A 22,658-nucleotide genomic window follows, 5' to 3' on the forward strand; every position below is an offset into this window, starting at 1 on the left:
GACCACGGGCGGATCTCGGCTACGGTCGTTCGCATGACGAGCACCATCACCCTCGCCGAAGCCCTCGCCGCCGGAACGGTCGTCCTCGACGGCGGCATGTCCAACCAGCTCGAGTCGGACGGGCACGACCTGAGCGACGAGCTGTGGTCGGCACGGCTGCTCGCCGAACAGCCGGAGGCGGTGACCGAGGCGCATCTCGCCTACTTCCGGGCCGGGGCGGACGTGGCGATCACCGCCAGCTACCAGGCCACGTTCGAGGGGTTCGCCAAGCGCGGGATCAGCCGTGACCGGGCGGCCGAACTCATGGCGCTGAGCGTGGAGTCGGCCCGGGAGGCGGTCCGGCGCGCCGCTGTCCCGCGGCCCTTGTGGGTGGCGGCGTCGGCCGGCCCGTACGGGGCGATGCTCGCGGACGGCTCGGAGTACCGGGGACGCTACGGGCTGAGCGTGGACGAGCTGGAGCGTTTCCACCGGCCGCGCCTGGAGGTGCTGGCCGCGGCCCGGCCTGACGTCCTGGCGCTGGAGACGGTCCCGGACGCCGACGAGGCCGCGGCCCTGCTGCGGGCGGTGCGCGGGCTCGGGGTGCCGGCCTGGCTGACGTACTCCGTCGCAGGTGACCGCACGCGTGCCGGGCAGCCGCTGGAGGAGGCCTTCGCCCTGGCCGCCGAGGCGGACGAGGTGATCGCGGTCGGGGTGAACTGCTGCGCGCCCGAGGACGTGGAGGCCGCGGCGGCGACGGCCGCGCGCGTCACCGGCAAGCCGGTCGTCGTCTACCCCAACAGCGGCGAGACCTGGGACGCCGAGGCGCGTGCCTGGTCGGGCCGGTCCACCTTCACCACCGGCCAGGTGAAGGGCTGGCAGCAGGCGGGGGCCCGGCTGATCGGCGGCTGCTGCCGGGTGGGTCCGGATGGCATCGCGGGCATCGCGGGGACCCTGGGAACGGCGTAGCCCTACGGCATCGCGCCCTGCCCGGAGGTACGCGCACACCCCTCCTGCGCCCCCTCCCCGCTGCCAGCCCCCGTCATGGGAACCGGTTGCTGCGGCGTTGCCGCGGTTCCCGAGGGGGTGGGTGCGGACCGGTGCCCGGAGAGCCGAGGCAGGCATGACGAGGAAGAGCGAGGACGCGGGCCGCAGCACCATCCGGGACGTCGCGGCGTGTGCGGGGGTCTCCGCGTCGACGGTGTCCCGGGTGCTGGGCGGGGTGTATCCGGTGAGCGCGGCGACCCGCGGGAGCGTGATGCGGGCGGTCCGCGAGCTGTCAGTGGCGTCGCAGAGCGCCGGCGCGGCGGAGTCGCCGTACGGCTGACCGCAGTTCCTCGCTTCGGTTGGGCGAGACGTCGGCCGGGACCACCGTGGGTGCGGGCTCCGGAGGCCGGAGGGCGTCGGCGTTCCAGAGGGCGAGTTCACGGTCCCGGGGGCCGTGGGCCGTGTAGGCGAGCCCGTTCTCGGCGTCCGGCGTGCGGTCTCCGAACACCCGCACCGGGTGCGCGTCGTCCCAGCGTTCCCAGCCGGGGTCGCCGTCCGTGGCGAACCGCACCCAGGCCGTGTGCATGGCGTCCGCCAGCTCCTGCGGCGCGCCCTCCCCCGCCAGTTTCCGGGATTCGGCGACGTCCCCGGTGTCGAAGACGAAGCCCAGCTCCAGCGCGTGGCAGGAGCCGAGGTCGGGGAGGTTCGAGGGCCAGGCGAACTCGTAGACGTACGACGGTTCCGTGCGGGCGTCGGCCAGGTGGTGCAGGGGGATGCGGAGCAGGTGGTCGGTGACGAGCTGTCCGACGATCTCCGCGGTGCCGGCCTCGGGGTGCAGGGTGCGGTAGCCGCGCGGGACCTCGCTCCCGCAGTGGCAGCGGGCCATGGCGCCCGCGAGGGCGACGGCTCCGAGGCGGTCGACGCGCTCCAGGAGTCCGCCCGGTACCAGCCAGAGCCGGTATTCGTCGCGGGTCCAGCCCAGCAGCAGTTCGACGCCGGGGGCCGCGCCACCGTCCGTGAGGGCCTCCAGCGGGTCACGGGGGACGACGTCGCCGTCGATGACGAGGCCGAACGCGGGGCCTCCGACCACCGGGCCGCTCAGCTTGCCCACCTCGGCCTGGGTACGGAGCAGCAGGTCGCGGTCGACGGCCGCGAAGGCCTCGGCGGTGGCGGGGATCTTCAGCCGAGAGGCCATCCGGCGGACCATGCGCCGTACCTTGGCCCGCTCGGACGCCTCCGGCGGCCCGCTCTGCAGGACGGCCCGGCGGACCAGCCCCTGGGTCTGCGGGGCGGCGATGAGGGCGCCGATACTGATCGCCCCGGCGGACTGCCCGAAGAGAGTGATGCGGCCGGGGTCCCCGCCGAAGGCCTCGATCGTCTCGTGGACCCAGGTCAGGGCTGCGATCTGGTCGCGCAGACCGGGATTCGGGGGCGTGTCCGGGAACAGTCCGTAGCCCTCGACGCCCAACCGGTAGTTGATGGATACACAGACCACGCCGTCGCGGGCGAAGGCGTGGCCGTCGTAGACGGGTACGGCGGAAGAACCCCTGGTCAGGGCGCCGCCGTGGATCCACACGAGGACGGGGAGACGGGCTCCGGGGTCGGGCTGCGGGGTCCAGACGTTGAGGTTGAGGCAGTCGTCGCCGGGCACGACCGGGTCGGACAGGTAGTGGGCGAAGGCGTCGGAGTACGGCGGTTTCGGCGGGGTGGGGCCGAAGGCGCCGGCGTCGCGGACACCGTCCCAGGGCGGCAGGGGCACGGGCGGGCGGAAGCGGCGAGGACCGAAGGGAGGGGCCGCGTACGGGATGCCACGGAAGACCGCGACACCGCCCTCGTACCGGCCCCGGAGGGCACCATGGGGCGTGCTCACCACGGGGTCTGCCTGGTCTGCCGTCATCCGTCCACCGGCCTCCTCACCGCGCTCGTGCACCGTGAGGATCAGAGCAACTCATTGTGTTCCGGTATTCCGGCGCACGAGCGGATGAGGGGGCTGTTCGGGGTACGCGGTTACACCGCGTGCGCCGTCACCCGACGGGGGCGGTTACTCGATGTACACGGCTACTTCGCGTACATCAGCGTGCCGAACCCGAGCTGGTCGAATCCGCCGCTGGTGGTGCCGTAGTCACCTCCTCCGCCCTCGGGGCGACGGAGAAGCACATCTGGGAGATGTACTTGTCGTCGAGGAGCAGCCGGCGGCCGTCATAGGAGTAGAGGTCGTCGCCCTGGTTCCAGGCCATCTCGCAGAGCGCGCCCATCTGGCCCATGCCCATGACGGTGTGGCCCTGGTCGCGGCGACCGCGGCCATGTTGCACAGGTCCCAGGTGGCCCAGTAGTTGGTGATGCAGGCGTCGTTGTGGCCGGTGAGGAACTGGTTGTTGAGCGGGTAGAAGACTCTGACCAGCATCTCCTGGGCGGCGGCGAGGTCGAACCCGGAGTAGTCGCGCATGAGTTCACAGGCGTTAGCGAACTGCACCCAACCGGGGTGATGGCGGGGTCCATGCCCGGGACCTCGTGGACGCGGCGTTCACGGCGGACTTCACCGGGTTTCGGCTGACCTGCACACCTGACTGAGGGACTGTTCGGGGTTTCGAAAGTTTTGACCGGCGTGTGGCGGTGAATTCACTTTCCCTTCCCGCCGTCCTGCGCCGCACCTAGAGTAGGAAGCGCTTTCTGCCCGGCCGGACCTCGTGCCCGCCGTCGGCAGCGCTGGTCGAAACTTTCCACGGCCCACGGGCGGGCCGGAGAGGTGGGTTCCCCGATGGTCCGTACGGCGAGTGCGAGCGTGGCTGCCGGTCCGACACTGGCGGTCGTGGCGCGCGAGGCGGGGGTGTCGGTGCCGACCGCGTCGAAGGTGGTCAACGGCCGTGAGGACGTGGCACCCGAGACCCGCCGCCGCGTGACCGAGGCACTCGACCGGCTCGGGTACGTGCGCAGACCCCGCTTCGACGCGGCGAAGGCACCCCGGCTGGTCGACCTGGTCGTGCACTCGCTGGAGAGTTCCTGGTCGGGCGCGGTGCTGCACGGCGTGGAGGAGGCGGCGCACGACGCGGGCCTGGAGGTCGTGGTGTCGGCGGCTCTGGTCCGCTCCCGGGTCGGCCGCCCGGAACGCGGCTGGCTGGACAAGCTGGTCGCCCGCGGCTCCTCCGGCGTCCTGTTCAACCTGGCCGAGCTGAGCGACTCGCAGTACGCGTGGCTGGAGCAGCACCGCATCCCCTTCGTGATGATCGATCCGGTGCAGGAACCGCCGGAGGGCGTCGTCTCGGTGGGGGCGGCGAACTGGCAGGGCGGGCTGACGGCCACGGAGCATCTGCTGTCCCTGGGCCACGAGCGGGTCGCCGTCATCGCCGGTCCCCGGCGCACGCTGTGCAGCAGTGCCCGGGTCGCCGGGTACCGCTCGGCGCTGGCGGCGGCCGGGGTCCGGCACCGCGCCGAGTACGTCCGGCACGCCGGTTTCGACGAGAGCGTGGCCCATCGCCGCATGCTGGAACTCCTCGACCTGCCCGAGCCGCCGACCGCCGTCTTCGTCTGCTCGGACCGGATGGCACTCGGGGTCTACGAGGCCCTGGCCGAAAGGGGGTTGAGGGTCCCGGACGACATCAGTGTGGTCGGCTTCGACGATCTGCCCGAGGCGCGCTGGGCCTCCCCCGCCCTGACCACCGTGCGCCAGCCGCTGTCCGAGATGGCCGCGACAGCCCTGCGGTCGCTGCTGCGCATGATGGACGGCCATCACCCGGAGAGCACACGGACGGAACTGTCGACGCGGCTGGTGGAGCGGGCGAGCACGGCGGCTCCGCGGTCCGCATAGCGCCCAGGGGTGCTCCCGGCCGAACCGTGGTCGTGCGGGCGCTCGCCGCACCCCCCTTGTGCGCGTCGCGCGCCCGCCATCGGGGGGAACTGGCCGGAACGGGCCCGCGTCGAACGTTGCGGTGGGGAGGGGGCGGGGACGGCGGCGAGCAGTGGGGGGGGGACGACCATGACACGCTGGCGGCCGCTTCCGGACGTACGGCCGAGGGAGGCGCGGCACCTGGTCGAGCAGCTGAGGGCCCTGAAGGACCGTACGGGTCTGAGCCTTGCCGAGCTGGCCCGGCGGACCGCCTACAGCAAGTCGTCGTGGCAGCGGTACCTCAGCGGGGCCAAGCAGCCGCCGCGGGGAGCGGTGCAGGCACTGTGCCGGATGGCTGGGACAGAGCAGGTGCGGCTGCCGGCGTTGTGGGATCTGGCCGACCGGACGTGGCCGCACGGGGCGGCGGTGGCGGCCGGGCCGGCGGAGCCGGTGGCGGACGAGCCGCCGACCGGTGCCGCGTACCGGCGGTGGCGGGCGGCGGCACCGACCGGTGCCGCGTACCGGCGGTGGCGGGCGGCGGCGCTGGTGTCGTTCGGGGTCATCGTGGTGCTGCCGGCCTGGCTGCTGTGGGTGCTGCCGGTGGGGAGCGGGTGACCGTCACGGCCCTCCGCTCCCCGGCGACGGTGTCGCTCAGCCGAGCGTGCGGTAGCGGGCGTACTTCCACGGACCGACGTTCTTCAGCTTCACCTGGTACTTGCCGCCCACGCGCTTGAAGCAGCCGAAATTTTCGGGCCCGCGCCAGGGTGCGGCACCGCCGAGCACGACCGGACCGGGGTGTCCGATTCGTTCAAGACCGGACAGCGGGGCCCTGCCTACGGTGGCCCCATGACTGCACGATTCGATGCCATCGGCCTGGTCGTCTCCGACATGGCCGCCTCCATCGCGTTCTACCGGCGGCTCGGGTTCGCCTTCCCGGAGGGCTCCGAGGACCAGCCGCACGCCGAGGCGGAACTGCCCGGCGGGCTGCGGCTGATGTTCGACACCGAGGCGACGGTCCGTTCCTTCCTGCCCGAGTGGCAGCCCCCTGCGGGCGGGGGCCGGGCCTCGCTGGCCCTGCGCTGCGACGGACCCGAGGAGGTGGACGCGCTGTACGGGGAACTGGTCGGCTCGGGGTACCACGGCGAGCTCAAGCCGTGGGACGCCTTCTGGGGGCAGCGGTACGCCGTCGTCCACGACCCGGACGGCAACGGAGTGGATCTGTACGCCCCGCTAGCCACCGCCGCCGAGTAGCTCCCCCAGCGGAAGTCCCGACAACTCCCTCACGTCACGGGCCAGATGGGCCTGATCGGCGTAGCCGGCCCGGGCGGCCGTCTGTGCGAAGGGCACACCGGCCCGGGCCAGCGCGAGGGCGCGGCGCAGCCGCAGGATGCGGGCCAGGGTCTTGGGGCCGTAGCCGAAGGCGGACAGCGAGCGGCGGTGCAACTGGCGTGCGCCGAGACCGAGTTCACCGGCGGTGGCGGCGACGGGGCGGCCCGCGTCCAAGGCGGTGACGACCTGCCGGAGCAGCGGGTCCGGGGGTTCGGCACCGGCCGCCTGCCGCACCGCCAGGTCCTCCAGGCCGCTCGCCGGGTCGGGGGCCGCGTTCACCTGGTCGGCCAGGCGCCGCACCTGCGAGGCCGGCCACAGGTCCGCGAGCTCGACGCGCCGGTCGCGCAGCTCGTGCGCCGGTACGCCCAGCAGCGCCGGTGCCGTGCCCGGGTAGAAGCGGATCCCGGCCCAGGGGCCGGTCGCACCCCCCGGAAGGTACGCGCGGGTGTCGGGCCCGGCGACCATCAGCCGCCCGTCGTGCCAGAGCAGGTCCATGCACCCGTCTGGCAGGACCCGTCCCACCCCGGGCCGGGACGGGGTGTTGGTCCACACGACCGCCCCGGGCAGCCGCGACGCCCGCTCCACGTACACGGGGGCCAGGCTACGCCGCGGCCCGGCGCCCGGCACGGGGGCCGAGCCGACGGCAGGCACGAGGGCCCGCCCGACAGCGGGCACGGGGACCGACCCGGCACCAGGCATCAGGCACCAGCTCCGCCCCGGCGACGACAGCCAAGCTCCCTGTGCCCGCCGCTACGCAGCCCGCCCCCTCCCTGTGCCCGCCGCTACGCAGCCCGCCCCCGGTACTCCACCGGGCTCACCCCGTACACCCGCTTGAACGCCGTCGACAGAGCGAACGCGCTGCCGTAGCCCACCCTGCGGGCCACCGCGTCGAGGGTGTCGGTGGAGTCGCGCAGACGGTCGGCGGCGAGGGCGAGGCGCCAGCCGGTGAGGTAGCTCATCGGGGGCTCGCCCACCAGGCCGGTGAAGCGCCGGGCCAGCGCGGCCCGGGACACCCCGGCCTTCGCGGCGAGCGTGGCGACGGTCCACGGGTGGGCCGGGTCGTCCTGGAGGAGGCGCAGCACTCCGCCGACGACCGGGTCGGCGAGGGCCCGGTACCAGGCCGGTGCCTCCGCCTCGGGGCGGGCGAACCAGGCCCGCAGCGCGGCGATGACCAGCAGGTCCAGCAACCGGTCCAGGACGACCTCCTGCCCCGGCTCGTCGCGGACGATCTCCTCGGCGAGGTAGGGCGTGAGCGGGCAGTCCCACACGTCGGTCGTGAGGGTGAGCAGCGGCGGCAGGGCGTCCAGCAGCCGCCCGCCGACCTCGCCCTGCATCGGGTAGGTGCCGATCAGCATCACGGTGTCGCCGTCGAGCCGGTCGCCCCAGGTGCGCACCCCCAGGTCCATGGAGCCGTTGAGGGGCCGTCCGTCGGGGTGGCGGCACTCCTGGTGCGGCAGGATCACCGCCTGCGGTGCCGTGCCGGGGTCGTCGGCGCAGGTGTACGGGTCCGGGCCGCGGGCGATGGCGAGGTCCCCGGCCGCGAGCCGCGCCCTCTCGCCCCGGTCGGGCACGATCCATGCCTCGCCGCGGACGACGAGCATCACGGTGAGCGGGGCCCGGTCCTCGACGCGGACCGCCCACGGCGGGTCGAAGCAGGCCCTGATCATGAACGCGCCCCGGGCGCGGGGGCCCTCCAGCAGACCGGCAAGGGGGTCCCCCCGCGTGAGCGTGTTCGAGCGTGGGGGCGGGTCCATGCGGCCAGCGTAGACGCGGTCGTATGGGAATGAGCCGTTCAGCGATGGTTCCGTGCGGTGTACGGCAGTTGACTCGACGGCATGACGAACACGGCGGAGAACACGACACGGGACGCGACACGGGACGCGACACGGGACGCGACACGGGACGCGACACGGAACGCGCCGGGCATGACGGTGGTGGTGACGGGCGCCTCGGGGCGTACCGGGAGCCGGGTGGCGCGGGCCGCGGAGGCGACCGGGCTCACGGTACGGGCGGCGTCGCGGGCGACGGGCTTCGACTGGTGGGACCGCTCGACCTGGGCGGACACCCTGCGCGGCGCCGACGCGGCCTATCTCGCCCACCCCTCGGACGTCGGCGCCCCGGGTGCCGCCGAGGCGGTCGGCGCGCTCGCGCGGGAGGGGGTCGGGCTCGGGGTGCGGCGGCTGGTGCTGCTGTCCGCGCGGGGCGAGGACCAGGCCCTGCCCACCGAGGAGGCGCTGCACGCCTCGGGGGCGGACTGGACGGTCGTACGGGCCGCGTGGTTCGCGCAGAACTTCAGCGAGGGGCCGCTGGTGGCCGAGCTGCGGGAGAGCGGTGAGCTGGTCTTCCCGGCCGACGAGGTGCGCGAGCCGTTCCTCGACGTGCGGGACATCGCGGATGTGGTGGTGAGCGCTCTGACGTCCGGCGAGCACTACGTGGGGCGCACGCTCACGCTCTCCGGGGCGCGGCTGCTGACCTTCGGGGCGGCCGTCGCGGAGATCGCCAGGGCGACGGGGCGCCCGCTGACGTACCGGGCCGTCTCGACGCGCGACTACGGAGAGGCGCTGGTCGGTTTCGGTGTGCCGCCGGAGGAGGTGGCGGGGATGACGGCGATCTTCGACACCCTCCTCGACGGCCGTAACGCGCACCTCTCGGACGGCGTGCGCGAGGTGCTGGGCCGTGCGCCGCGGGACTTCGGCGACTTCGTGCGCGAGGAGGCCGCGGCGGGGACCTGGAATGCCTGACGGAGGAGGCCGCGGCAGGAGCCTGGAGGCCTGGGAGAGGAGGACCACGGCGAGGGCCTGGAGGCCTGCGAGAGGAGGACCACGGCGCGCCGTGGAGGGCTGACGGCGGCGGCCGTCACTTCTCCTCGGGCGGCTGCCCCTCCCCGTTGACCTGGCTGCTCTTCACATGACTGTTCTTCACGTGGCTGTTCTTGACGTGGGTGCTCTTCACGTGGGTGCGCAGCCGGGCCGACACGTCCTCCGGCGGCAGGAAGCGCGACCAGCGTTCCGGGAACTCGGAGGGCATGTCGGGGTCGGCCTCGCCCGCGGCGGTGGCGCGTGCCACGTACTCGGCGACCTGCGCCTGCCGCAGCCGCTCGTTGGCCTCGCGGGCCGCGGCCGTGGCGGCGGCCGGCCAGACCCGGTCGATGGCGGCGTTGACCGCGGCCCCGACGAGCACGGCGAACGCGGCCACGCCGATCCACAGCAGCACGGCGACGGGCGCGGCGAGGGAGCCGTAGATCGTGGGGCCCTCGACCGTGCTGGTCAGGTAGATCCGCAGCAGGAAGCTGCCGAGCACCCACATGCCGAGGGCGACCAGCGCGCCGGGCACGTCCTCGATCCACGGGGAGCGGACCGGCACCGACACGTGGTACAGCGTCGTCAGGAAGGCGATCGACAGGAGGATCACCGTGGGCCAGTAGAGGACCTGGACGACCGTCGTCGACCACGGCACGATCCGCACCACGGCGTCCGGCCCGGCCACCATCAACGGCAGCGCGACCGAGCCGATCAGCAGGGCCACGATGAACAGCAGGAAGGCCATCAGCCGGGTCTTGACGATGCCCCGGACACCGTCGAGGCCGTACATCACGGTGATGGTGTCGATGAAGACGTTCACCGCGCGGGAGCCCGACCACAGGGCGAACAGGAAGCCGATGGAGATGACGTCGGGCCGGCCGCCCTTCATCACGTCGTGCAGGATCGGCTGGGCGATCTCGCGGACGCCCTGGTCGGACAGGACCGTGCGGGAGGCCTCCAGGAGGTTGGTCTGAAGGCTCTGGATGGTGTCGGCGCCGGTCCAGGCGTCGACGTAGCCGAGGAGTCCGATCATGCTGAGCAGCAGTGGCGGCACCGACAGGAGTGTGAAGAACGCGGCCTCGGCCGCGAGGCCGAGGATGCGGTATTCGACGCAGGAGTTGACGGTGTCCTTGACCAACAGCCAGGCGGTCCTGCGTTTGGAGACGTTCCGGTAGAGGGCCCGCGCCCGGTGGAGGCGCCCGGAGGGCGTGTCGGGGGTTTCGCTTGCTGGCTGCACCCCCTAACGGTATCCGCCGTGCCCTGCCGCACTCACCCACAGGCCGGGTCTTCGGGGACGGGCCCGGGTTCACCGGGTGCCGAGGTGCTGCCCCGGGGTACGTTCGCAGCATGGCAGGCAGCACCCACACCGTGACGAACCAGGTCCCGCCGCTGGTCGGGTACGACGTCTTCTCCGCCGACCGGGCCCTGGCCGCCGCGGTCGAGCGGCATCTGGAACCGCATCTGCGCGAGGAGGTCCTCGGGGAGCTGGCGGCACTCGGCCGGACCTCCGGCTCGGCCCAGGTGCAGGAGTGGGGGAGGCTGGCCAACGAGAACCCGCCCCGGCTGCTCACGCACGACCGGTACGGCAACCGCGTCGACGAGGTCGAGTTCCATCCCTCCTGGCACCGGCTGCTCGGCAAGGGCGTCTCGGCCGGTCTGACGGCGGCGTGGGACCGCCCGGCCGGGCACCTGCGGCGGGCCGCCGCCTTCCTGGTGTGGACCCAGGTCGAGGCCGGCAACGGCTGCCCGCTGTCCATGACGCACGCGGCGGTGCCGGCCCTGCGCACCGACCCGGATCTGGCCGCCGAGTGGGAGCCGCGGCTGACGTCCATGGTCTACGACCGTGAGCTGCGGCCCGCGCACCTCAAGGCCGGGGCACTGTTCGGGATGGGCATGACGGAGAAGCAGGGCGGCAGCGACGTCCGGGCGAACACCACGTCGGCGCGGCCCCTCGCCGAGGACGGGACGTACGAGCTGACCGGGCACAAGTGGTTCTGCTCGGCGCCCATGTCCGACGGGTTCCTGGTGCTGGCGCAGGCCCCGGGCGGGCTGAGCTGCTTCCTGGTGCCGCGGGTGCTGCGGGACGGCACGCGCAACGTGTTCCGGATCCAGCGGCTCAAGGACAAGCTCGGCAACCGGTCGAACGCCTCCGCCGAGGTCGAGTTCGACGGGACCTGGGCGCGCCGGGTCGGCGAGGAGGGGCGCGGGGTGCGCACCATCATCGGGATGGTCGCGGCGACCCGGCTCGACTGCGTGCTCGGCTCCGCCGGGCTGATGCGGCAGGCCGTGGCGCAGGCGGTGCACCACTGCACCCACCGTGAGGCGTTCGGCGGGAAGCTCGTCGACAAGCCGCTGATGCGCAACGTCCTGGCCGACCTGGCGCTCGAGTCGGAGGCGGCGACGACGCTGGCGCTGCGGCTCGCGGCGGCGTACGACGACGGCGGCGAGCAGGAGCGGGCACTGCTGCGGATCGCGGTGCCGGCCGCCAAGTACTGGGTGACCAAGCGGTGCCCGTCGGTTGCCGTGGAGGCGGCGGAGTGCCTCGGCGGCAACGGGTACGTGGAGGAGTCCGGGATGCCGCGGCTGGTGCGCGAGTCGCCGCTGAACTCGGTCTGGGAGGGAGCGGGCAACGTGCAGGCGCTGGACGTGCTGCGGGCCCTGCAGCGGGAGCCGGGCGCGCTGGACGCGTATCTGCGGGAGATCGGGCAGGCGCGCGGCGCCGATCACCGGCTCGACGCGGCCATCAGGAACCTTCTGACCGAACTGGCCGATCTGGAGGGCGTGGAGGGGCGGGCTCGACGGCTGGCGGAGCGGCTCGCGCTGGTGCTCCAGGGTTCGCTGCTGGTCCGTTTCGCGCCACCGCAGGTCGCCGACGCGTTCTGCGCGGGGCGGTTCGGGGGTGACGCGGGCGCCGCGTTCGGGACGCTGCCGCACACGCTGGACCTGGCGTCGGTGGTGGAGCGGGCCCGTCCGGTGTCCTGATCCGGTCCACACGTCACTCGTCCGCGTAGAGCGGGGGTGGTGCTGCGCCGACACGGCACCACCCCCGCAGCACTGGCCCGTTCGAGCCTCCGAACGCCGCTCGGGACAGCGCCGCTCAAGTTTCAGCCACGGCCGGGCCGTCCACCAGGGTTGCAGGGGGTTGCAACTTGCTGCTGACTGTGTGCGGAGTGTGCGCGAGCCCCTGGGGCAGACGGCACTATGAGACGGTCAGTCAAAAGCGACTCCCGGGGGGGCGCACGCGTATGGACGTCACGCACTTGGCCGCCGTCGACAGCACGCGCGCGGCCCGGGTCCTCAGCCAGGTGCGTTCCGCCCGGCTGGCCGGGCGGCCCGCCCCGGTGGCGCCACGTCCGGTGATCGAGCGGTCCTGGGAGCGGATGATGCGCAGCGGTGTCGATCCCGACCACGACGTGCGGGCGGATCCGCTCTCCCGCGAGGAGGTGCAGCGGCGCCGCGAGACGACGGTATTGCGCCATGTCCTGCCGGTGCTGCGGGAGGGACTGCTGGCGGCGGCGGACGTGGCGCACCACATCATGGTGGTGGCCGACGAGGACGGCCGGGTGCTGTGGCGCGAGGGCAGTGCGCCGGTGCTGCGCAAGGCGGACGGGCTGGGCTTCGAACTCGGTGCGGACTGGCGTGAGGACGTCGTCGGCACGAACGGTCTGGGCACCCCGGCGGTGGTGCGCCGGCCCGTGCAGGTCTTCGCCTCCGAGCATTTCGTGCGCTCCCAGGCCGGCTGGACCTGCGCGGGCGCTCCCCTGACGGATCCGCGGGACGGCCGGCTGCTCGGCGTGGTGGATGTGAGCGGCCCGTTGGAGACGATGCATCCGGCGACGCTCTCCTGGGTCGGTTCGGTGGCCAGACTCGCCGAAGCCCGGCTGCGGGAGATGCACACGGAGTCGCTGGAGCGGCTGCGGGCGGTGGCGGCCCCGGTGCTGGCCCGGCTCGGCGGCCGTGCTCTGGTCGTGGACCCGGACGGCTGGACCGCCGCGGTCAGCGGGATGCCGTACGCGCGGCGCGTTGCGCTGCCGAAGTCTCTTTCGGCGGGCCCGAGATGGCTGCCGGCGCTCGGGCTGTGCTCGGTGGAGCCGCTGGCGGGGGGCTGGCTGCTGCGGGTGGCCGACGACGAGCCGGGGGCGCGCGGTCCGGCAAGGATCGTGTTGGACCTCAGGCAGGCGCGGCGCTGGTCGGTGGAGGTGATCGGCGGAGCGGGCTCCTGGGCCCGGGAACTGAGCCCCCGGCACGCGGAGTTGCTGTACCTCCTGGCGGTCCACCGCTCCGGCCGCAGCGCCTCGGGGCTGGCCGGGGACGTGTTCGGCGATCCGGCCCGTACGGTGACGGTGCGTGCCGAGATGTCGCGGGTGCGGCGGTATCTGGGTGCGTTCCTGGAGCACCGGCCGTACCGGTTCGCCGAGGCGGCCGAGGTCGAGGTGCTGCTTCCGGAGGACCCGCGGGATCTGCTGCCGCACTCGACGGCACCGTCGGTGAGCAGGCAGCGCAGGCCCGCAGCGGCGCCCTGAGGTTCACCGCACGTGTCGTACAAGCCGCCCCGAGGGGTGCATCTTTCGCATATTTGCGGAGTCTTCGTCCGCCGCACCGCTTACCTGCCGTAGCATCCCTCTACGGACCACCCCACCTGCTCCTCCGTCAACGTGCGGATCAACAGGCGCAGTTGGTCCGTCTCGGGAGGACGTTATGAAGCATCGCGGCAGACACCGGCGGCGCAGGCGGGGCAGGGCGCTGCGCGCGACCCTGGCCGGGACGGCCCTCGCGCTCACCGCCGCCGCCACCCTGATCAGCGCCTCGCAGGCCACCGTCGCCGACGCCCCCGGGGCTCTGAAGCCGGTCGCCGCCTCCGACGAGGCGGGGCGGCTGCCGCTGGCCGAGCACCGGGTGCCGGGGCGGTGGCTGGACCGGCTCGCGTCGAAGATGGGCCGGCCCGTCGGTGTCGGCGCGGTGCTGGAGGGCGCCGACCGGCCGCTGCGCAACGCGGCCGACTGCTCGACGGCCGAGAAGCGGAGCCTGCCGGTGGAGCCGGCGGCCACGCGCGCCTACTGCTTCGGCGGCTCCGACACCCGGGGCTGGCGGGCGGGCGCGGTCACGACCTCGGGTGACGCGGACGACGACGGCCTCTGGGGCGGCAACCGCGTGATCCTCTCCGGCTGGACCCGGGGCGCCGCGGGCGGTTCCATGGACGGCCCGGCCCCCGGGCAGGGACTGGCCAAGGTCGCCTTCGTCGATGCGAACGACCCGGGCGCGCTGCGCTACACCTGGGCCCTGCTGGCCGTGCCGGTGGACGGCGGGCGGGACTACCGGGGGCTGGTCTCCCCCCTGTCCGGCATGGTCTGGTATCAGGACAAGCTGCTGGTGACGACCCGCGAGGGCGACCGGGACGCGCTGTACGTGTACGACATGGACCGCATCCAGCGCGCCACCGTCGAGTCCGACGCGGTCGGCCGGGTCCGGGGCGGCTGGGCCGCGCACGGCCACCGGTTCGTGCTGCCGGCCGTCGGCTCGTACACCCTGCCCCGCGGGGGCGACTCCTCCCGTCCGGCCACCGTCTCCCTGGACCGCAGCACCTCCCCCGACAGTCTGGTCGCGAGCGAGTGGGTGCCCGCGGACGGCGACCGGCACACCCGGCTGTGGCGCTACGCGCTGAGCCGGGATCCGGCCCGCTCCGGCCTGCTCACCACCGACCTCTCCGGCGAGGCGGCCCCGGTCGAGGCCTTCGAGACGAAGACGGCCGACGTGCGGGGCGTGCTGGCCCACCGCTCGGGCTGGTACCTGGACCGCGCCGCGGGCAGCCCGGGCGGGCACGGGACGCTGTGGCGCCAGGACACGGAGGGGGCGGGAGCCCCGGAGTGCGGAACGGACGAGACACGGCACTGCTGGAGCGGCGGGTCGGGTTCGCTGTCCTACTGGGAGGCGACCGGCGAGGTCTGGTCCCAGTCGGGGCGGACGCTGTTCGCGCTGCCGCTGACGTCGATCGACCGGGCGCTGGACTGACCGGCGCCGCCCGCCCGGCCCGGGGGCCGATCGACAGACCAGGTGGTCAGATGATTTTCTGGCCGTCATGACCACCATCGCCGTGACCACCTGGTCCCTGGAGCAGACCGCCCCGACCGACCTGCTGCCGGCCGTCGCGCCGGACGGGGACGTCCGGGTCGTCCGCTCCGAGGTGCCCTCGCCCGAGTTCAGCCGGTTCCTGTACGCGTCGGTGGGCGGCGACATCCGCTGGACGGACCGGCTCGGCTGGCCGTACGCGCGGTGGATGGAGCACCTGGAGCGGCCCGGCGTGGAGACGTGGGTGGCGTACGACCGGGGCACGCCCGCCGGGTTCGTGGAACTGGAGGCGCAGGACGACGCGGTCGTAGAGATCGTCTACTTCGGGCTGCTCCCCGCCTTCCGGGGCCGGCGCATCGGCGGGCACCTGCTGTCGTACGGCGCGGCCCGGGCCTGGGACCTCGCGGACCGATGGGCGGGACTGACCCCGACGAAGCGGGTCTGGCTGCACACCTGCAGCAAGGACGGCGAGCACGCGATGGACAACTACCAGCGGCGGGGCTTCAAGCTGTTCGACACCAAGGTCGAGGAGGAGGCGGACGCCGCCGCTCCGGGACCGTGGCCTGGGGCGTTCCCCGTCTGACCTGGACGGACACCTCGGGAGCACCCGATGTGACCCACACCACCCTTGTCTTGCTCTGCGAGACAAGGGTGTCCGCATCTTGGACGAAGCTGGACTGTGTCCAGATCGCCGTGACACGCTTCCGTCATGTCTGGAACTGGAATTGCCTTGGTGAGTCGGCGGCACGTCGACCTCGGCCGCATGTCCAGCGCCATCTGTCCGGCGCACTGAGCGTACTCAGCCCGCGCCCGACATCTTCCTTTCCTGCCTCACTCCTGCGCAATGACGCGCCCCAAGCCCATGCGCCCGCATGCGCAGGTCAGAGCCGCATTTTCGCCTGTCCCGAAGGACGTATCAACCATGGCCGCCACCCCGCAGAAGCCTGCCGCCGCGACTCCCCGCCGCAAGGTGAGCCGTCACCGCGGTGAGGGTCAGTGGGCCGTGGGGCACCACACCCCACTGAACGGCAACGAGCAGTTCAAGAAGGACGACGACGGTCTCAATGTGCGGACACGCATTGAGACGATCTACTCCAAGCGGGGCTTCGACTCCATCGACCCGAACGACCTGCGCGGCCGCATGCGCTGGTGGGGTCTGTACACCCAGCGCAAGCCCGGCATCGACGGCGGCAAGACGGCCGTTCTGGAGCCGGAGGAGCTGGACGACGAGTACTTCATGCTGCGCGTCCGGATCGACGGCGGGGCGCTGACCACGCGGCAGCTGCGGGTCATCGGCGAGGTCTCGCAGGAGTTCGCGCGCGGCACCGCCGACATCACGGACCGGCAGAACGTCCAGTACCACTGGATCCGGATCGAGGACGTGCCCGAGATCTGGAACCGGCTGGAGGGCGTGGGCCTGTCGACGGTCACCGCCTGCGGCGACACCCCGCGTGTGATGATCGGCTCGCCGGTGGCGGGCATCGCCGAGGACGAGATCATCGACGCCACGCCGGCCCTGGAGGAGATGAAGCGCCGGGTCCTGAACAACCCGGCGTACTCCAACCTCCCCCGGAAGTTCAAGACCGCGATCTCGGGCTCGCCGGTGCTGGACGTGGTGCACGAGATCAACGACGTCGCGTTCGTCGGTGTCGTCCACCCCGAGCACGGCCCCGGCTTCGACGTGTGGGTCGGCGGCGGCCTGTCCACCAACCCCAAGCTGGGCGTGCGCCTGGGCACCTGGGTGTCGATCGACGAGGTGCCGGACGTCTACGAGGGCGTCATCTCGATCTTCCGCGACTACGGCTACCGCCGGCTGCGCAACCGCGCCCGGCTGAAGTTCCTCGTCGCCGACTGGGGCCCGGAGAAGTTCCGGCAGGTCCTGGAGGACGAGTACCTGAAGCGCAAGCTGACCGACGGCCCGGCCCCCGAGCAGCCGTCCCAGCTGTGGCGCGACCACATCGGCGTGCACCGGCAGAAGGACGGCCGGTTCTACGTCGGCTTCGCCCCGCGCGTGGGACGCGTCGACGGCGCGACGATCACGAAGATCGCCGACCTCGCGGAGGCTCACGGCTCGGGCCGGGTGCGCACCACCGTCGAGCAGAAGATGATCGTCCTCGACGTCGAGGAGAACCAGGTCGAGTCGCTCGTCGAGGCCCTCGAGGCGCTCGACCTGACCGCCCGGCCCTCCTCGTTCCGGCGCGGCACCATGGCCTGCACCGGCATCGAGTTCTGCAAGCTGGCCATCGTCGAGACCAAGCAGCGCGGTGCGCAGCTGATCGACGAACTGGAGCGCCGCCTGCCGGACTTCGACGAGCCGCTCACCATCAACCTCAACGGCTGCCCGAACGCCTGCGCCCGCATCCAGGTCGCGGACATCGGTCTCAAGGGCCAGCTCATGCTCGACGACCAGGGCGAACAGGTCGAGGGCTACCAGGTGCACCTGGGCGGCGCCCTGGGCCTGGAGGCCGGCTTCGGCCGCAAGGTGCGCGGTCTGAAGGTCACCTCGGACGAACTGCCGGACTACATCGAGCGCGTCCTGAAGCGGTTCCAGGCCGAGCGCGAGGACGGCGAGCGGTTCGCCACCTGGGCGGCGCGGGCCGGCGAGGAGGCCCTGTCGTGAGCGAGCGCGCGGCACCGTTCTACTGCCCCTACTGCGGCGACGAGGACCTGCGTCCGAGCGAGGCCGCGGAGGGTGGGCACGGCGCGTGGGAATGCGCGGCATGCAGCCGGGCCTTTTCGCTGAAGTTCCTCGGGCTGCTGGCCCAGGGACTGAAGCGATCCGATTCCGGAGGGGCACAGATATGACCACCGCTCAGGAAGAGCGCACCACCGAGGACCTGAAGCAGCTCGCCGAGCAGGCGGGCCGCGAGCTCGAGGACGCCTCCGCGCTGGAGATCCTCCAGTGGGCGGCGAAGACGTTCGGCAAGCGTTTCTGCGTGACCTCCTCCATGGAGGACGCGGTGGTCGCCCACCTCGCCTCCCGCGCCCTGCCCGGCGTCGACGTGGTCTTCCTCGACACCGGCTACCACTTCGAGGAGACCATCGGCACCCGCGACGCGGTCGAGGCCGTGATGGACGTCAACCTCATCACGCTCACCCCGGTTCAGACGGTCGCCGAGCAGGACGCGGAGTACGGCCCGAAGCTGCACGACCGCAACCCCGACCTGTGCTGCAAGCTGCGCAAGGTGCAGCCGCTGGAGCAGGGCCTGAAGGACTACCAGGCCTGGGCGACCGGTCTGCGCCGCGACGAGTCCCCGACCCGGGCGAACACCCCGGTGGTCGGCTGGGACGAGAAGCGGCAGAAGGTCAAGATCTCGCCGATCGCCCGCTGGACCCAGGACGACGTGGACGCGTACGTCACCGAGCATGGCGTCCTGACGAACCCGCTGCTGATGGACGGCTACGCCTCCGTCGGCTGCGCCCCCTGCACCCGCCGCGTCCTGGAGGGCGAGGACGCACGCGCCGGCCGCTGGGCGGGGCGGAGCAAGACCGAGTGCGGACTGCACGGATGACGACGACGATTCAGGAGAGTGACGTGACGACCGGAGCCACCGTCTGGCTCACGGGTCTGCCGAGCGCCGGCAAGACCACGATCGCCTACGAACTGGCCGGCCGGCTCCGTGAGGAGGGCCACCGGGTCGAGGTGCTCGACGGCGACGAGATCCGCGAGTTCATCTCGGCGGGCCTCGGCTTCAGCCGCGAGGACCGGCACACCAACGTGCAGCGCATCGGCTTCGTCGCCGAACTGCTCGCCCGTAACGGCGTGCTGGCCCTCGTCCCGGTCATCGCGCCCTACCAGGACAGCCGGGACGCGGTCCGCAAGCGCCACCAGGCGAACGGCACCGCGTACGTCGAGGTACATGTCGCGACGCCCGTCGAGGTGTGCAGCGAGCGGGACGTGAAGGGCCTGTACGCCAAGCAGGCCGCTGGCGAGCTCACCGGGCTCACCGGGGTCGACGACCCGTACGAGGCGCCCGAGTCGCCCGAGCTGCGCATCGAGTCGCAGAACCAGACCGTGCAGGAGTCCGCGGCTTCCGTGCACGCCCTGCTGACCGAAAGGGGACTGGCATGACGACCGCCGCCACCGTGTCCGAGGAGACCGACAGCCCGTACGCGCTGTCGCACCTCGACGCCCTCGAGTCCGAGGCGGTGCACATCTTCCGCGAGGTGGCGGGCGAGTTCGAGCGGCCGGTGATCCTCTTCTCCGGCGGCAAGGACTCCATCGTCATGCTGCACCTGGCGCTGAAGGCCTTCCGGCCGGCGTCCGTGCCGTTCTCGCTGCTGCACGTGGACACCGGGCACAACTTCCCCGAGGTCCTCGACTACCGCGACCGCACGGTCGAGAAGCACGGGCTGCGGTTGCACGTCGCCTCCGTGCAGGACTACATCGACCGCGGTGTCCTCAAGGAGCGCCCGGACGGCACCCGCAACCCGCTGCAGACGCTGCCGCTGACCGAGAAGATCCAGCAGGAGCGGTTCGACGCGGTCTTCGGCGGCGGCCGTCGCGACGAGGAGAAGGCCCGGGCCAAGGAGCGGGTGTTCTCCCTGCGTGACGAGTTCTCCCAGTGGGACCCGCGCCGGCAGCGCCCGGAGCTGTGGAACCTGTACAACGGCCGGCACGCGCCCGGCGAGCACGTCCGCGTGTTCCCGCTGTCCAACTGGACCGAGCTGGACGTGTGGCAGTACATCGCCCGCGAGGGCATCGAGCTGCCGCAGATCTACTACGCCCACGAGCGCGAGGTGTTCTCCCGCAACGGCATGTGGCTGACCGCCGGCGAGTGGGGCGGGCCGAAGGACGGCGAGACCGTCGAGAAGCGGCTCGTGCGCTACCGGACCGTGGGTGACATGTCCTGCACCGGCGCCGTCGACTCCGAGGCCGACAGCATCGAGAAGGTGATCGTGGAGATCGCCGCCTCCCGGCTCACCGAGCGCGGCGCCACCCGCGCCGACGACAAGATGTCCGAGGCCGCGATGGAAGACCGCAAGCGCGAGGGGTACTTCTAGAGATGAGCACCATCACCACCGAGGAACTCGCGGAAACGACGCTTCTGCGGTTCGCCACCGCCGGCTCCGTCGACGACGGCAAGTCCACCCTGGTCGGGCGACTGCTGCACGACTCCAAGTCGGTCCTCACCGACCAGCTGGAGGCCGTGGAGCGGGTCTCCGCGAGCCGCGGCCAGGAGGCGCCGGACCTCGCGCTGCTGACGGACGGCCTGCGGGCCGAGCGGGAGCAGGGCATCACCATCGACGTGGCGTACCGCTACTTCGCCACGCCCCGGCGGCGGTTCATCCTCGCCGACACCCCGGGCCATGTGCAGTACACGCGCAACATGGTCACCGGCGCCTCCACCGCCGAGCTGACGGTCATCCTGGTCGACGCCCGCAACGGCGTGGTCGAGCAGACCCGCCGGCACGCGGCCATCGCCGCCCTGCTCCGGGTGCCGCACGCGGTCCTGGCCGTCAACAAGATGGACCTCGTCGGCTACGAGGAGAAGGTGTTCGCGGCCATCGCCGAGGAGTTCACGGCGTACGCGACCGAGCTGGGCGTCCCCGAGGTCACCGCGATCCCGATCTCGGCGCTCGTCGGCGACAACGTGGTGGAGCCGTCGGCGAACATGGACTGGTACGGCGGTCCGACGGTGCTGGAGCACCTGGAGACCGTCCCGGTCGCGCACGACCTGAGCCACTGCCACGCCCGGCTGCCCGTGCAGTACGTGATCCGGCCCCAGGGCCCGGACCACCCGGACTACCGGGGGTACGCCGGTCAGATCGCGGCGGGTTCCTTCCACGTCGGCGAGTCCGTCACGGTGCTGCCGTCGGGCCGGGCCTCGAAGATCTCCGGCATCGACCTGCTGGGCGAACCGGTGGACGTGGCCTGGACGACGCAGTCGGTGACCCTCCTGCTGGAGGACGACATCGACATCTCGCGCGGCGACCTGATCGTGCCGAGCAAGGACGCGCCCGCGACCACGCAGGACATCGAGGCGACCGTCTGCCATGTCGCCGACGCCCCACTGACGGTCGGGCACCGGGTGCTGCTCAAGCACGGCACCCGCACGGTCAAGGCGATCGTCAAGGACATCCCGTCCCGCCTCACGCTCGACGACCTGTCCCTGCACCCGCACCCGGGACAGCTCGTCGCCAACGACATCGGCCGGGTGAAGATCCGTACGGCCGAGCCGCTGCCGGTCGACTCCTACGCCGACTCGCGCCGCACCGGCTCGTTCATCCTGATCGACCCGAACGACGGCACCACCCTCACCGCCGGCATGGTCGGCGAGTCCTTCGCGGCACCGGAGCCGGTCAAGGACGACTCCGAGGACGACGGGTGGGACTTCTGACATGACCTCCCCCGACTTCTACTCGATGTTCGCCAAGGAGGGCGGCCGCGTCGGCAGCGGTGCTCTCGGCAGCGGGCAGGGCGGAGTGGCGCGATGTGTGCGCTGACGTACGCGCACTGCATGCGCGCCCTCACCCCCCACCGCCGTAGACGAAAACCTGCCGACCTCCCGGCCACGACCTGAGAGACCGTGACCGCCGGGCCTCCGAGAGGACCACCTCCCGTGCCTGCTTCATCCGCTCTTCGCCGCGGTTTCGCGGTCATCGCAGCACTTCCCCTGCTCACGCTGGCCGCCTGCGGTTACGGCTCCGAGGCCAAGGACGACGACGGCGCCGCCAAGGTCGCAGCCGGGGCGAAGAAGATCGACGGACTCGACTCCGTCAAGATCGGCTACTTCGGCAACCTGACCCATGGCACCGCTCTGGTGGGCATGCAGAAGGGCTTCTTCCAGAAGGCCCTCGGCGCCACCGAGGTCGAGCCGGCCGTCTTCAACGCCGGCCCCTCGGAGATCGAGGCGCTCAACTCCGGCTCGATCGACATCGGCTGGATCGGTCCCTCCCCCGCCATCAACGGCTACACCAAGTCAGCCGGCAAGAACCTGCGCATCATCGGCGGTTCGGCGTCCGGCGGTGTGAAGCTCGTGGTGAACCCGGACAAGATCAAGTCGCTGAAGGACGTCAAGGGCAAGCGGATCGCGACCCCGCAGCTCGGCAACACGCAGGACGTGGCGTTCCTCAACTGGGCCGCGGAGCAGGGCTGGAAGGTCGACCCGCAGAGCGGTAAGGGCGATGTCACCGTCGTCCGCAGCGACAACAAGGTCACCCCGGACGCCTACAAGGCAGGTTCGGTCGACGGCGCGTGGGTGCCGGAGCCGACCGCGTCGAAGCTGGTCGCCGAGGGCGGCAAGGTGCTGCTCGACGAGTCGACTCTGTGGCCGGACAAGAAGTTCGTGATCACGAACATCATCGTGCGACAGGACTTCCTGAAGAAGCACCCGAAGGTCGTCGAGGCCGTGCTCAAGGGCTCGGTGGAGACCAACAAGTGGATCAACGCCAACCCGGATGCGGCCAAGGAGGCGGCGAACAAGCTGCTGGAGCAGGAAACCGGCAAGGCGCTGCCCGCCGACGTGCTCGACCCGGCATGGAAGTCGATCCGGTTCACCGACGACCCGCTGGCCTCCACCCTCAACACCGAGGCGGAGCACGCGGTGAAGGCGGGGCTGCTCGAGAAGCCGGACCTGAGGGGCATCTACGACCTCGTTCCGCTGAACAAGGTCCTGAAGGCCGAGGGCGAGCCCACGGTCGACGACGCCGGTCTCGGCGTGAAGTAAGCCCGC

General features: G+C 72.3%; 23 protein-coding genes and 1 pseudogene. 18 read left to right on the forward strand and 6 right to left on the reverse strand.

Annotation, left to right across the window (positions count from 1 at the left end):
* Window positions 1-33 precede the first annotated feature (33 nt).
* Both mmuM and BJ965_RS07700 read left to right on the forward strand, forming a co-directional pair.
* Window positions 34-945, forward strand: a complete 912-nt coding sequence (gene mmuM / locus BJ965_RS07695) for a homocysteine S-methyltransferase (protein ID WP_184907988.1) — start codon at window positions 34-36, stop codon at window positions 943-945.
* Between the two features lie 154 nt (window positions 946-1,099).
* A complete protein-coding gene (locus BJ965_RS07700) occupies window positions 1,100-1,303 on the forward strand; it encodes a LacI family DNA-binding transcriptional regulator (protein ID WP_376777905.1) in 204 nt (67 codons plus the stop codon).
* On the opposite strand, the gene BJ965_RS07705 is transcribed toward BJ965_RS07700, so the two are convergent.
* Both BJ965_RS07705 and BJ965_RS07710 read right to left on the reverse strand, forming a co-directional pair.
* Window positions 1,256-2,860 (reverse strand): carboxylesterase/lipase family protein, encoded by a 1,605-nt coding sequence (locus tag BJ965_RS07705; RefSeq protein WP_184907989.1) that lies wholly within the window; start codon window positions 2,858-2,860, stop codon window positions 1,256-1,258. The two genes, BJ965_RS07700 and BJ965_RS07705, sit on opposite strands and share 48 nt — an antisense overlap.
* A 161-nt stretch (window positions 2,861-3,021) precedes the next feature.
* Window positions 3,022-3,442 (reverse strand): annotated as a pseudogene (locus tag BJ965_RS07710) (alginate lyase family protein); the annotation flags it as partial.
* Window positions 3,443-3,721: 279 nt separating this feature from the next.
* Here BJ965_RS07710 and BJ965_RS07715 point away from each other — a divergent pair.
* Window positions 3,722-4,768 carry a LacI family DNA-binding transcriptional regulator gene (locus BJ965_RS07715; protein ID WP_184907990.1) on the forward strand — a complete coding sequence of 349 codons (1,047 nt, stop codon included), beginning with the start codon at window positions 3,722-3,724 and terminating at the stop codon, window positions 4,766-4,768.
* Between the two features lie 168 nt (window positions 4,769-4,936).
* Window positions 4,937-5,401, forward strand: coding sequence for a helix-turn-helix domain-containing protein (locus BJ965_RS07720; protein WP_184907991.1), 465 nt, complete (start codon window positions 4,937-4,939; stop codon window positions 5,399-5,401).
* A gap of 36 nt (window positions 5,402-5,437) precedes the next feature.
* On the opposite strand, the gene BJ965_RS39860 is transcribed toward BJ965_RS07720, so the two are convergent.
* Window positions 5,438-5,569, reverse strand: a complete 132-nt coding sequence (locus BJ965_RS39860; RefSeq protein ID WP_281402779.1) for a hypothetical protein — start codon at window positions 5,567-5,569, stop codon at window positions 5,438-5,440.
* Window positions 5,570-5,632: 63 nt separating this feature from the next.
* On the opposite strand from BJ965_RS39860, the gene BJ965_RS07725 reads away from it, so the two are divergent.
* Entirely contained in the window at window positions 5,633-6,037 is a 405-nt protein-coding gene (locus BJ965_RS07725) for a VOC family protein (RefSeq protein WP_184907992.1), read from the forward strand.
* Here BJ965_RS07725 and BJ965_RS07730 read toward each other — a convergent pair.
* Together BJ965_RS07730 and BJ965_RS07735 are read right to left on the reverse strand one after the other, a co-directional pair.
* Window positions 6,017-6,706, reverse strand: a complete 690-nt coding sequence (locus BJ965_RS07730) for a helix-turn-helix domain-containing protein (RefSeq protein WP_184907993.1) — start codon at window positions 6,704-6,706, stop codon at window positions 6,017-6,019. The two genes, BJ965_RS07725 and BJ965_RS07730, sit on opposite strands and share 21 nt — an antisense overlap.
* 191 nt (window positions 6,707-6,897) lie before the next feature.
* Window positions 6,898-7,869, reverse strand: a complete 972-nt coding sequence (locus BJ965_RS07735; protein ID WP_184907994.1) for an AraC family transcriptional regulator — start codon at window positions 7,867-7,869, stop codon at window positions 6,898-6,900.
* Between the two features lie 171 nt (window positions 7,870-8,040).
* Here BJ965_RS07735 and BJ965_RS07740 point away from each other — a divergent pair, with 171 nt between their 5' ends.
* Complete coding sequence (locus BJ965_RS07740) at window positions 8,041-8,856, forward strand: NmrA family NAD(P)-binding protein (RefSeq protein ID WP_184916913.1); 816 nt, start codon at window positions 8,041-8,043, stop codon at window positions 8,854-8,856.
* Between the two features lie 115 nt (window positions 8,857-8,971).
* On the opposite strand, the gene BJ965_RS07745 is transcribed toward BJ965_RS07740, so the two are convergent.
* Window positions 8,972-10,153: a YihY/virulence factor BrkB family protein gene (locus BJ965_RS07745; protein ID WP_184907995.1), complete on the reverse strand. Its 1,182-nt coding sequence runs from the start codon at window positions 10,151-10,153 to the stop codon at window positions 8,972-8,974.
* A gap of 110 nt (window positions 10,154-10,263) precedes the next feature.
* Here BJ965_RS07745 and BJ965_RS07750 point away from each other — a divergent pair, with 110 nt between their 5' ends.
* The 12 genes from BJ965_RS07750 to BJ965_RS07805 all read left to right on the forward strand — a co-directional run bounded on the left by BJ965_RS07750 (window position 10,264) and on the right by BJ965_RS07805 (window position 22,652).
* Complete coding sequence (locus BJ965_RS07750; RefSeq protein WP_184907996.1) at window positions 10,264-11,898, forward strand: acyl-CoA dehydrogenase family protein; 1,635 nt, start codon at window positions 10,264-10,266, stop codon at window positions 11,896-11,898.
* Window positions 11,899-12,161: 263 nt separating this feature from the next.
* Window positions 12,162-13,439: a GAF domain-containing protein gene (locus BJ965_RS07755; RefSeq protein WP_184907997.1), complete on the forward strand. Its 1,278-nt coding sequence runs from the start codon at window positions 12,162-12,164 to the stop codon at window positions 13,437-13,439.
* A gap of 175 nt (window positions 13,440-13,614) precedes the next feature.
* Window positions 13,615-14,925 (forward strand): hypothetical protein, encoded by a 1,311-nt coding sequence (locus tag BJ965_RS07760; RefSeq protein WP_184907998.1) that lies wholly within the window; start codon window positions 13,615-13,617, stop codon window positions 14,923-14,925.
* A gap of 67 nt (window positions 14,926-14,992) precedes the next feature.
* Window positions 14,993-15,565 (forward strand): GNAT family N-acetyltransferase, encoded by a 573-nt coding sequence (locus tag BJ965_RS07765; RefSeq protein WP_184907999.1) that lies wholly within the window; start codon window positions 14,993-14,995, stop codon window positions 15,563-15,565.
* 126 nt (window positions 15,566-15,691) lie between these two features.
* Window positions 15,692-15,775, forward strand: coding sequence for a putative leader peptide (locus tag BJ965_RS40105; protein ID WP_311241247.1), 84 nt, complete (start codon window positions 15,692-15,694; stop codon window positions 15,773-15,775).
* Window positions 15,776-15,904: 129 nt separating this feature from the next.
* Window positions 15,905-17,602, forward strand: coding sequence for a nitrite/sulfite reductase (locus BJ965_RS07770; RefSeq protein WP_184908000.1), 1,698 nt, complete (start codon window positions 15,905-15,907; stop codon window positions 17,600-17,602).
* A complete protein-coding gene (locus BJ965_RS07775; protein WP_104778151.1) occupies window positions 17,599-17,787 on the forward strand; it encodes a hypothetical protein in 189 nt (62 codons plus the stop codon). Before BJ965_RS07770 ends, BJ965_RS07775 begins: the two co-directional genes overlap by 4 nt.
* Window positions 17,784-18,494 (forward strand): phosphoadenylyl-sulfate reductase, encoded by a 711-nt coding sequence (locus BJ965_RS07780; RefSeq protein ID WP_184908001.1) that lies wholly within the window; start codon window positions 17,784-17,786, stop codon window positions 18,492-18,494. The genes BJ965_RS07775 and BJ965_RS07780 overlap by 4 nt, the downstream gene beginning before the upstream one ends.
* 23 nt (window positions 18,495-18,517) lie before the next feature.
* Window positions 18,518-19,054: an adenylyl-sulfate kinase gene (cysC, locus tag BJ965_RS07785; protein WP_184908002.1), complete on the forward strand. Its 537-nt coding sequence runs from the start codon at window positions 18,518-18,520 to the stop codon at window positions 19,052-19,054.
* Window positions 19,051-19,986 carry a sulfate adenylyltransferase subunit CysD gene (cysD, locus tag BJ965_RS07790; RefSeq protein WP_030839047.1) on the forward strand — a complete coding sequence of 312 codons (936 nt, stop codon included), beginning with the start codon at window positions 19,051-19,053 and terminating at the stop codon, window positions 19,984-19,986. Before cysC ends, cysD begins: the two co-directional genes overlap by 4 nt.
* Before the next feature lie 2 nt (window positions 19,987-19,988).
* The gene (locus BJ965_RS07795) at window positions 19,989-21,323 is read left to right on the forward strand and encodes a sulfate adenylyltransferase subunit 1 (protein ID WP_030839044.1); all 1,335 of its coding nucleotides are present in this window, start codon (window positions 19,989-19,991) and stop codon (window positions 21,321-21,323) included.
* Between the two features lie 222 nt (window positions 21,324-21,545).
* Entirely contained in the window at window positions 21,546-22,652 is a 1,107-nt protein-coding gene (locus tag BJ965_RS07805; protein ID WP_184908003.1) for an aliphatic sulfonate ABC transporter substrate-binding protein, read from the forward strand.
* Window positions 22,653-22,658: the final 6 nt, after the last annotated feature.

Origin of the sequence: Streptomyces luteogriseus, from assembly GCF_014205055.1 — a bacterium.
Taxonomy (GTDB): domain Bacteria; phylum Actinomycetota; class Actinomycetes; order Streptomycetales; family Streptomycetaceae; genus Streptomyces; species Streptomyces luteogriseus.

Bases quoted from the DNA above. Each gene is read 5' to 3' on its own strand.
- mmuM (WP_184907988.1), top strand. From the start codon at position 34: ATGACGAGCACCATCACCCTCGCCGAAGCCCTCGCCGCCGGAACGGTC.
- BJ965_RS07700 (WP_376777905.1), top strand. From the start codon at position 1,100: ATGACGAGGAAGAGCGAGGACGCGGGCCGCAGCACCATCCGGGACGTC.
- BJ965_RS07705 (WP_184907989.1), bottom strand. From the start codon at position 2,860: ATGACGGCAGACCAGGCAGACCCCGTGGTGAGCACGCCCCATGGTGCC.
- BJ965_RS07715 (WP_184907990.1), top strand. From the start codon at position 3,722: ATGGTCCGTACGGCGAGTGCGAGCGTGGCTGCCGGTCCGACACTGGCG.
- BJ965_RS07720 (WP_184907991.1), top strand. From the start codon at position 4,937: ATGACACGCTGGCGGCCGCTTCCGGACGTACGGCCGAGGGAGGCGCGG.
- BJ965_RS07725 (WP_184907992.1), top strand. From the start codon at position 5,633: ATGACTGCACGATTCGATGCCATCGGCCTGGTCGTCTCCGACATGGCC.
- BJ965_RS07735 (WP_184907994.1), bottom strand. From the start codon at position 7,869: ATGGACCCGCCCCCACGCTCGAACACGCTCACGCGGGGGGACCCCCTT.
- BJ965_RS07740 (WP_184916913.1), top strand. From the start codon at position 8,041: ATGACGGTGGTGGTGACGGGCGCCTCGGGGCGTACCGGGAGCCGGGTG.
- BJ965_RS07750 (WP_184907996.1), top strand. From the start codon at position 10,264: ATGGCAGGCAGCACCCACACCGTGACGAACCAGGTCCCGCCGCTGGTC.
- BJ965_RS07755 (WP_184907997.1), top strand. From the start codon at position 12,162: ATGGACGTCACGCACTTGGCCGCCGTCGACAGCACGCGCGCGGCCCGG.
- BJ965_RS07760 (WP_184907998.1), top strand. From the start codon at position 13,615: ATGAAGCATCGCGGCAGACACCGGCGGCGCAGGCGGGGCAGGGCGCTG.
- BJ965_RS07765 (WP_184907999.1), top strand. From the start codon at position 14,993: ATGACCACCATCGCCGTGACCACCTGGTCCCTGGAGCAGACCGCCCCG.
- BJ965_RS40105 (WP_311241247.1), top strand. From the start codon at position 15,692: ATGTCTGGAACTGGAATTGCCTTGGTGAGTCGGCGGCACGTCGACCTC.
- BJ965_RS07770 (WP_184908000.1), top strand. From the start codon at position 15,905: ATGGCCGCCACCCCGCAGAAGCCTGCCGCCGCGACTCCCCGCCGCAAG.
- BJ965_RS07780 (WP_184908001.1), top strand. From the start codon at position 17,784: ATGACCACCGCTCAGGAAGAGCGCACCACCGAGGACCTGAAGCAGCTC.
- cysD (WP_030839047.1), top strand. From the start codon at position 19,051: ATGACGACCGCCGCCACCGTGTCCGAGGAGACCGACAGCCCGTACGCG.
- BJ965_RS07795 (WP_030839044.1), top strand. From the start codon at position 19,989: ATGAGCACCATCACCACCGAGGAACTCGCGGAAACGACGCTTCTGCGG.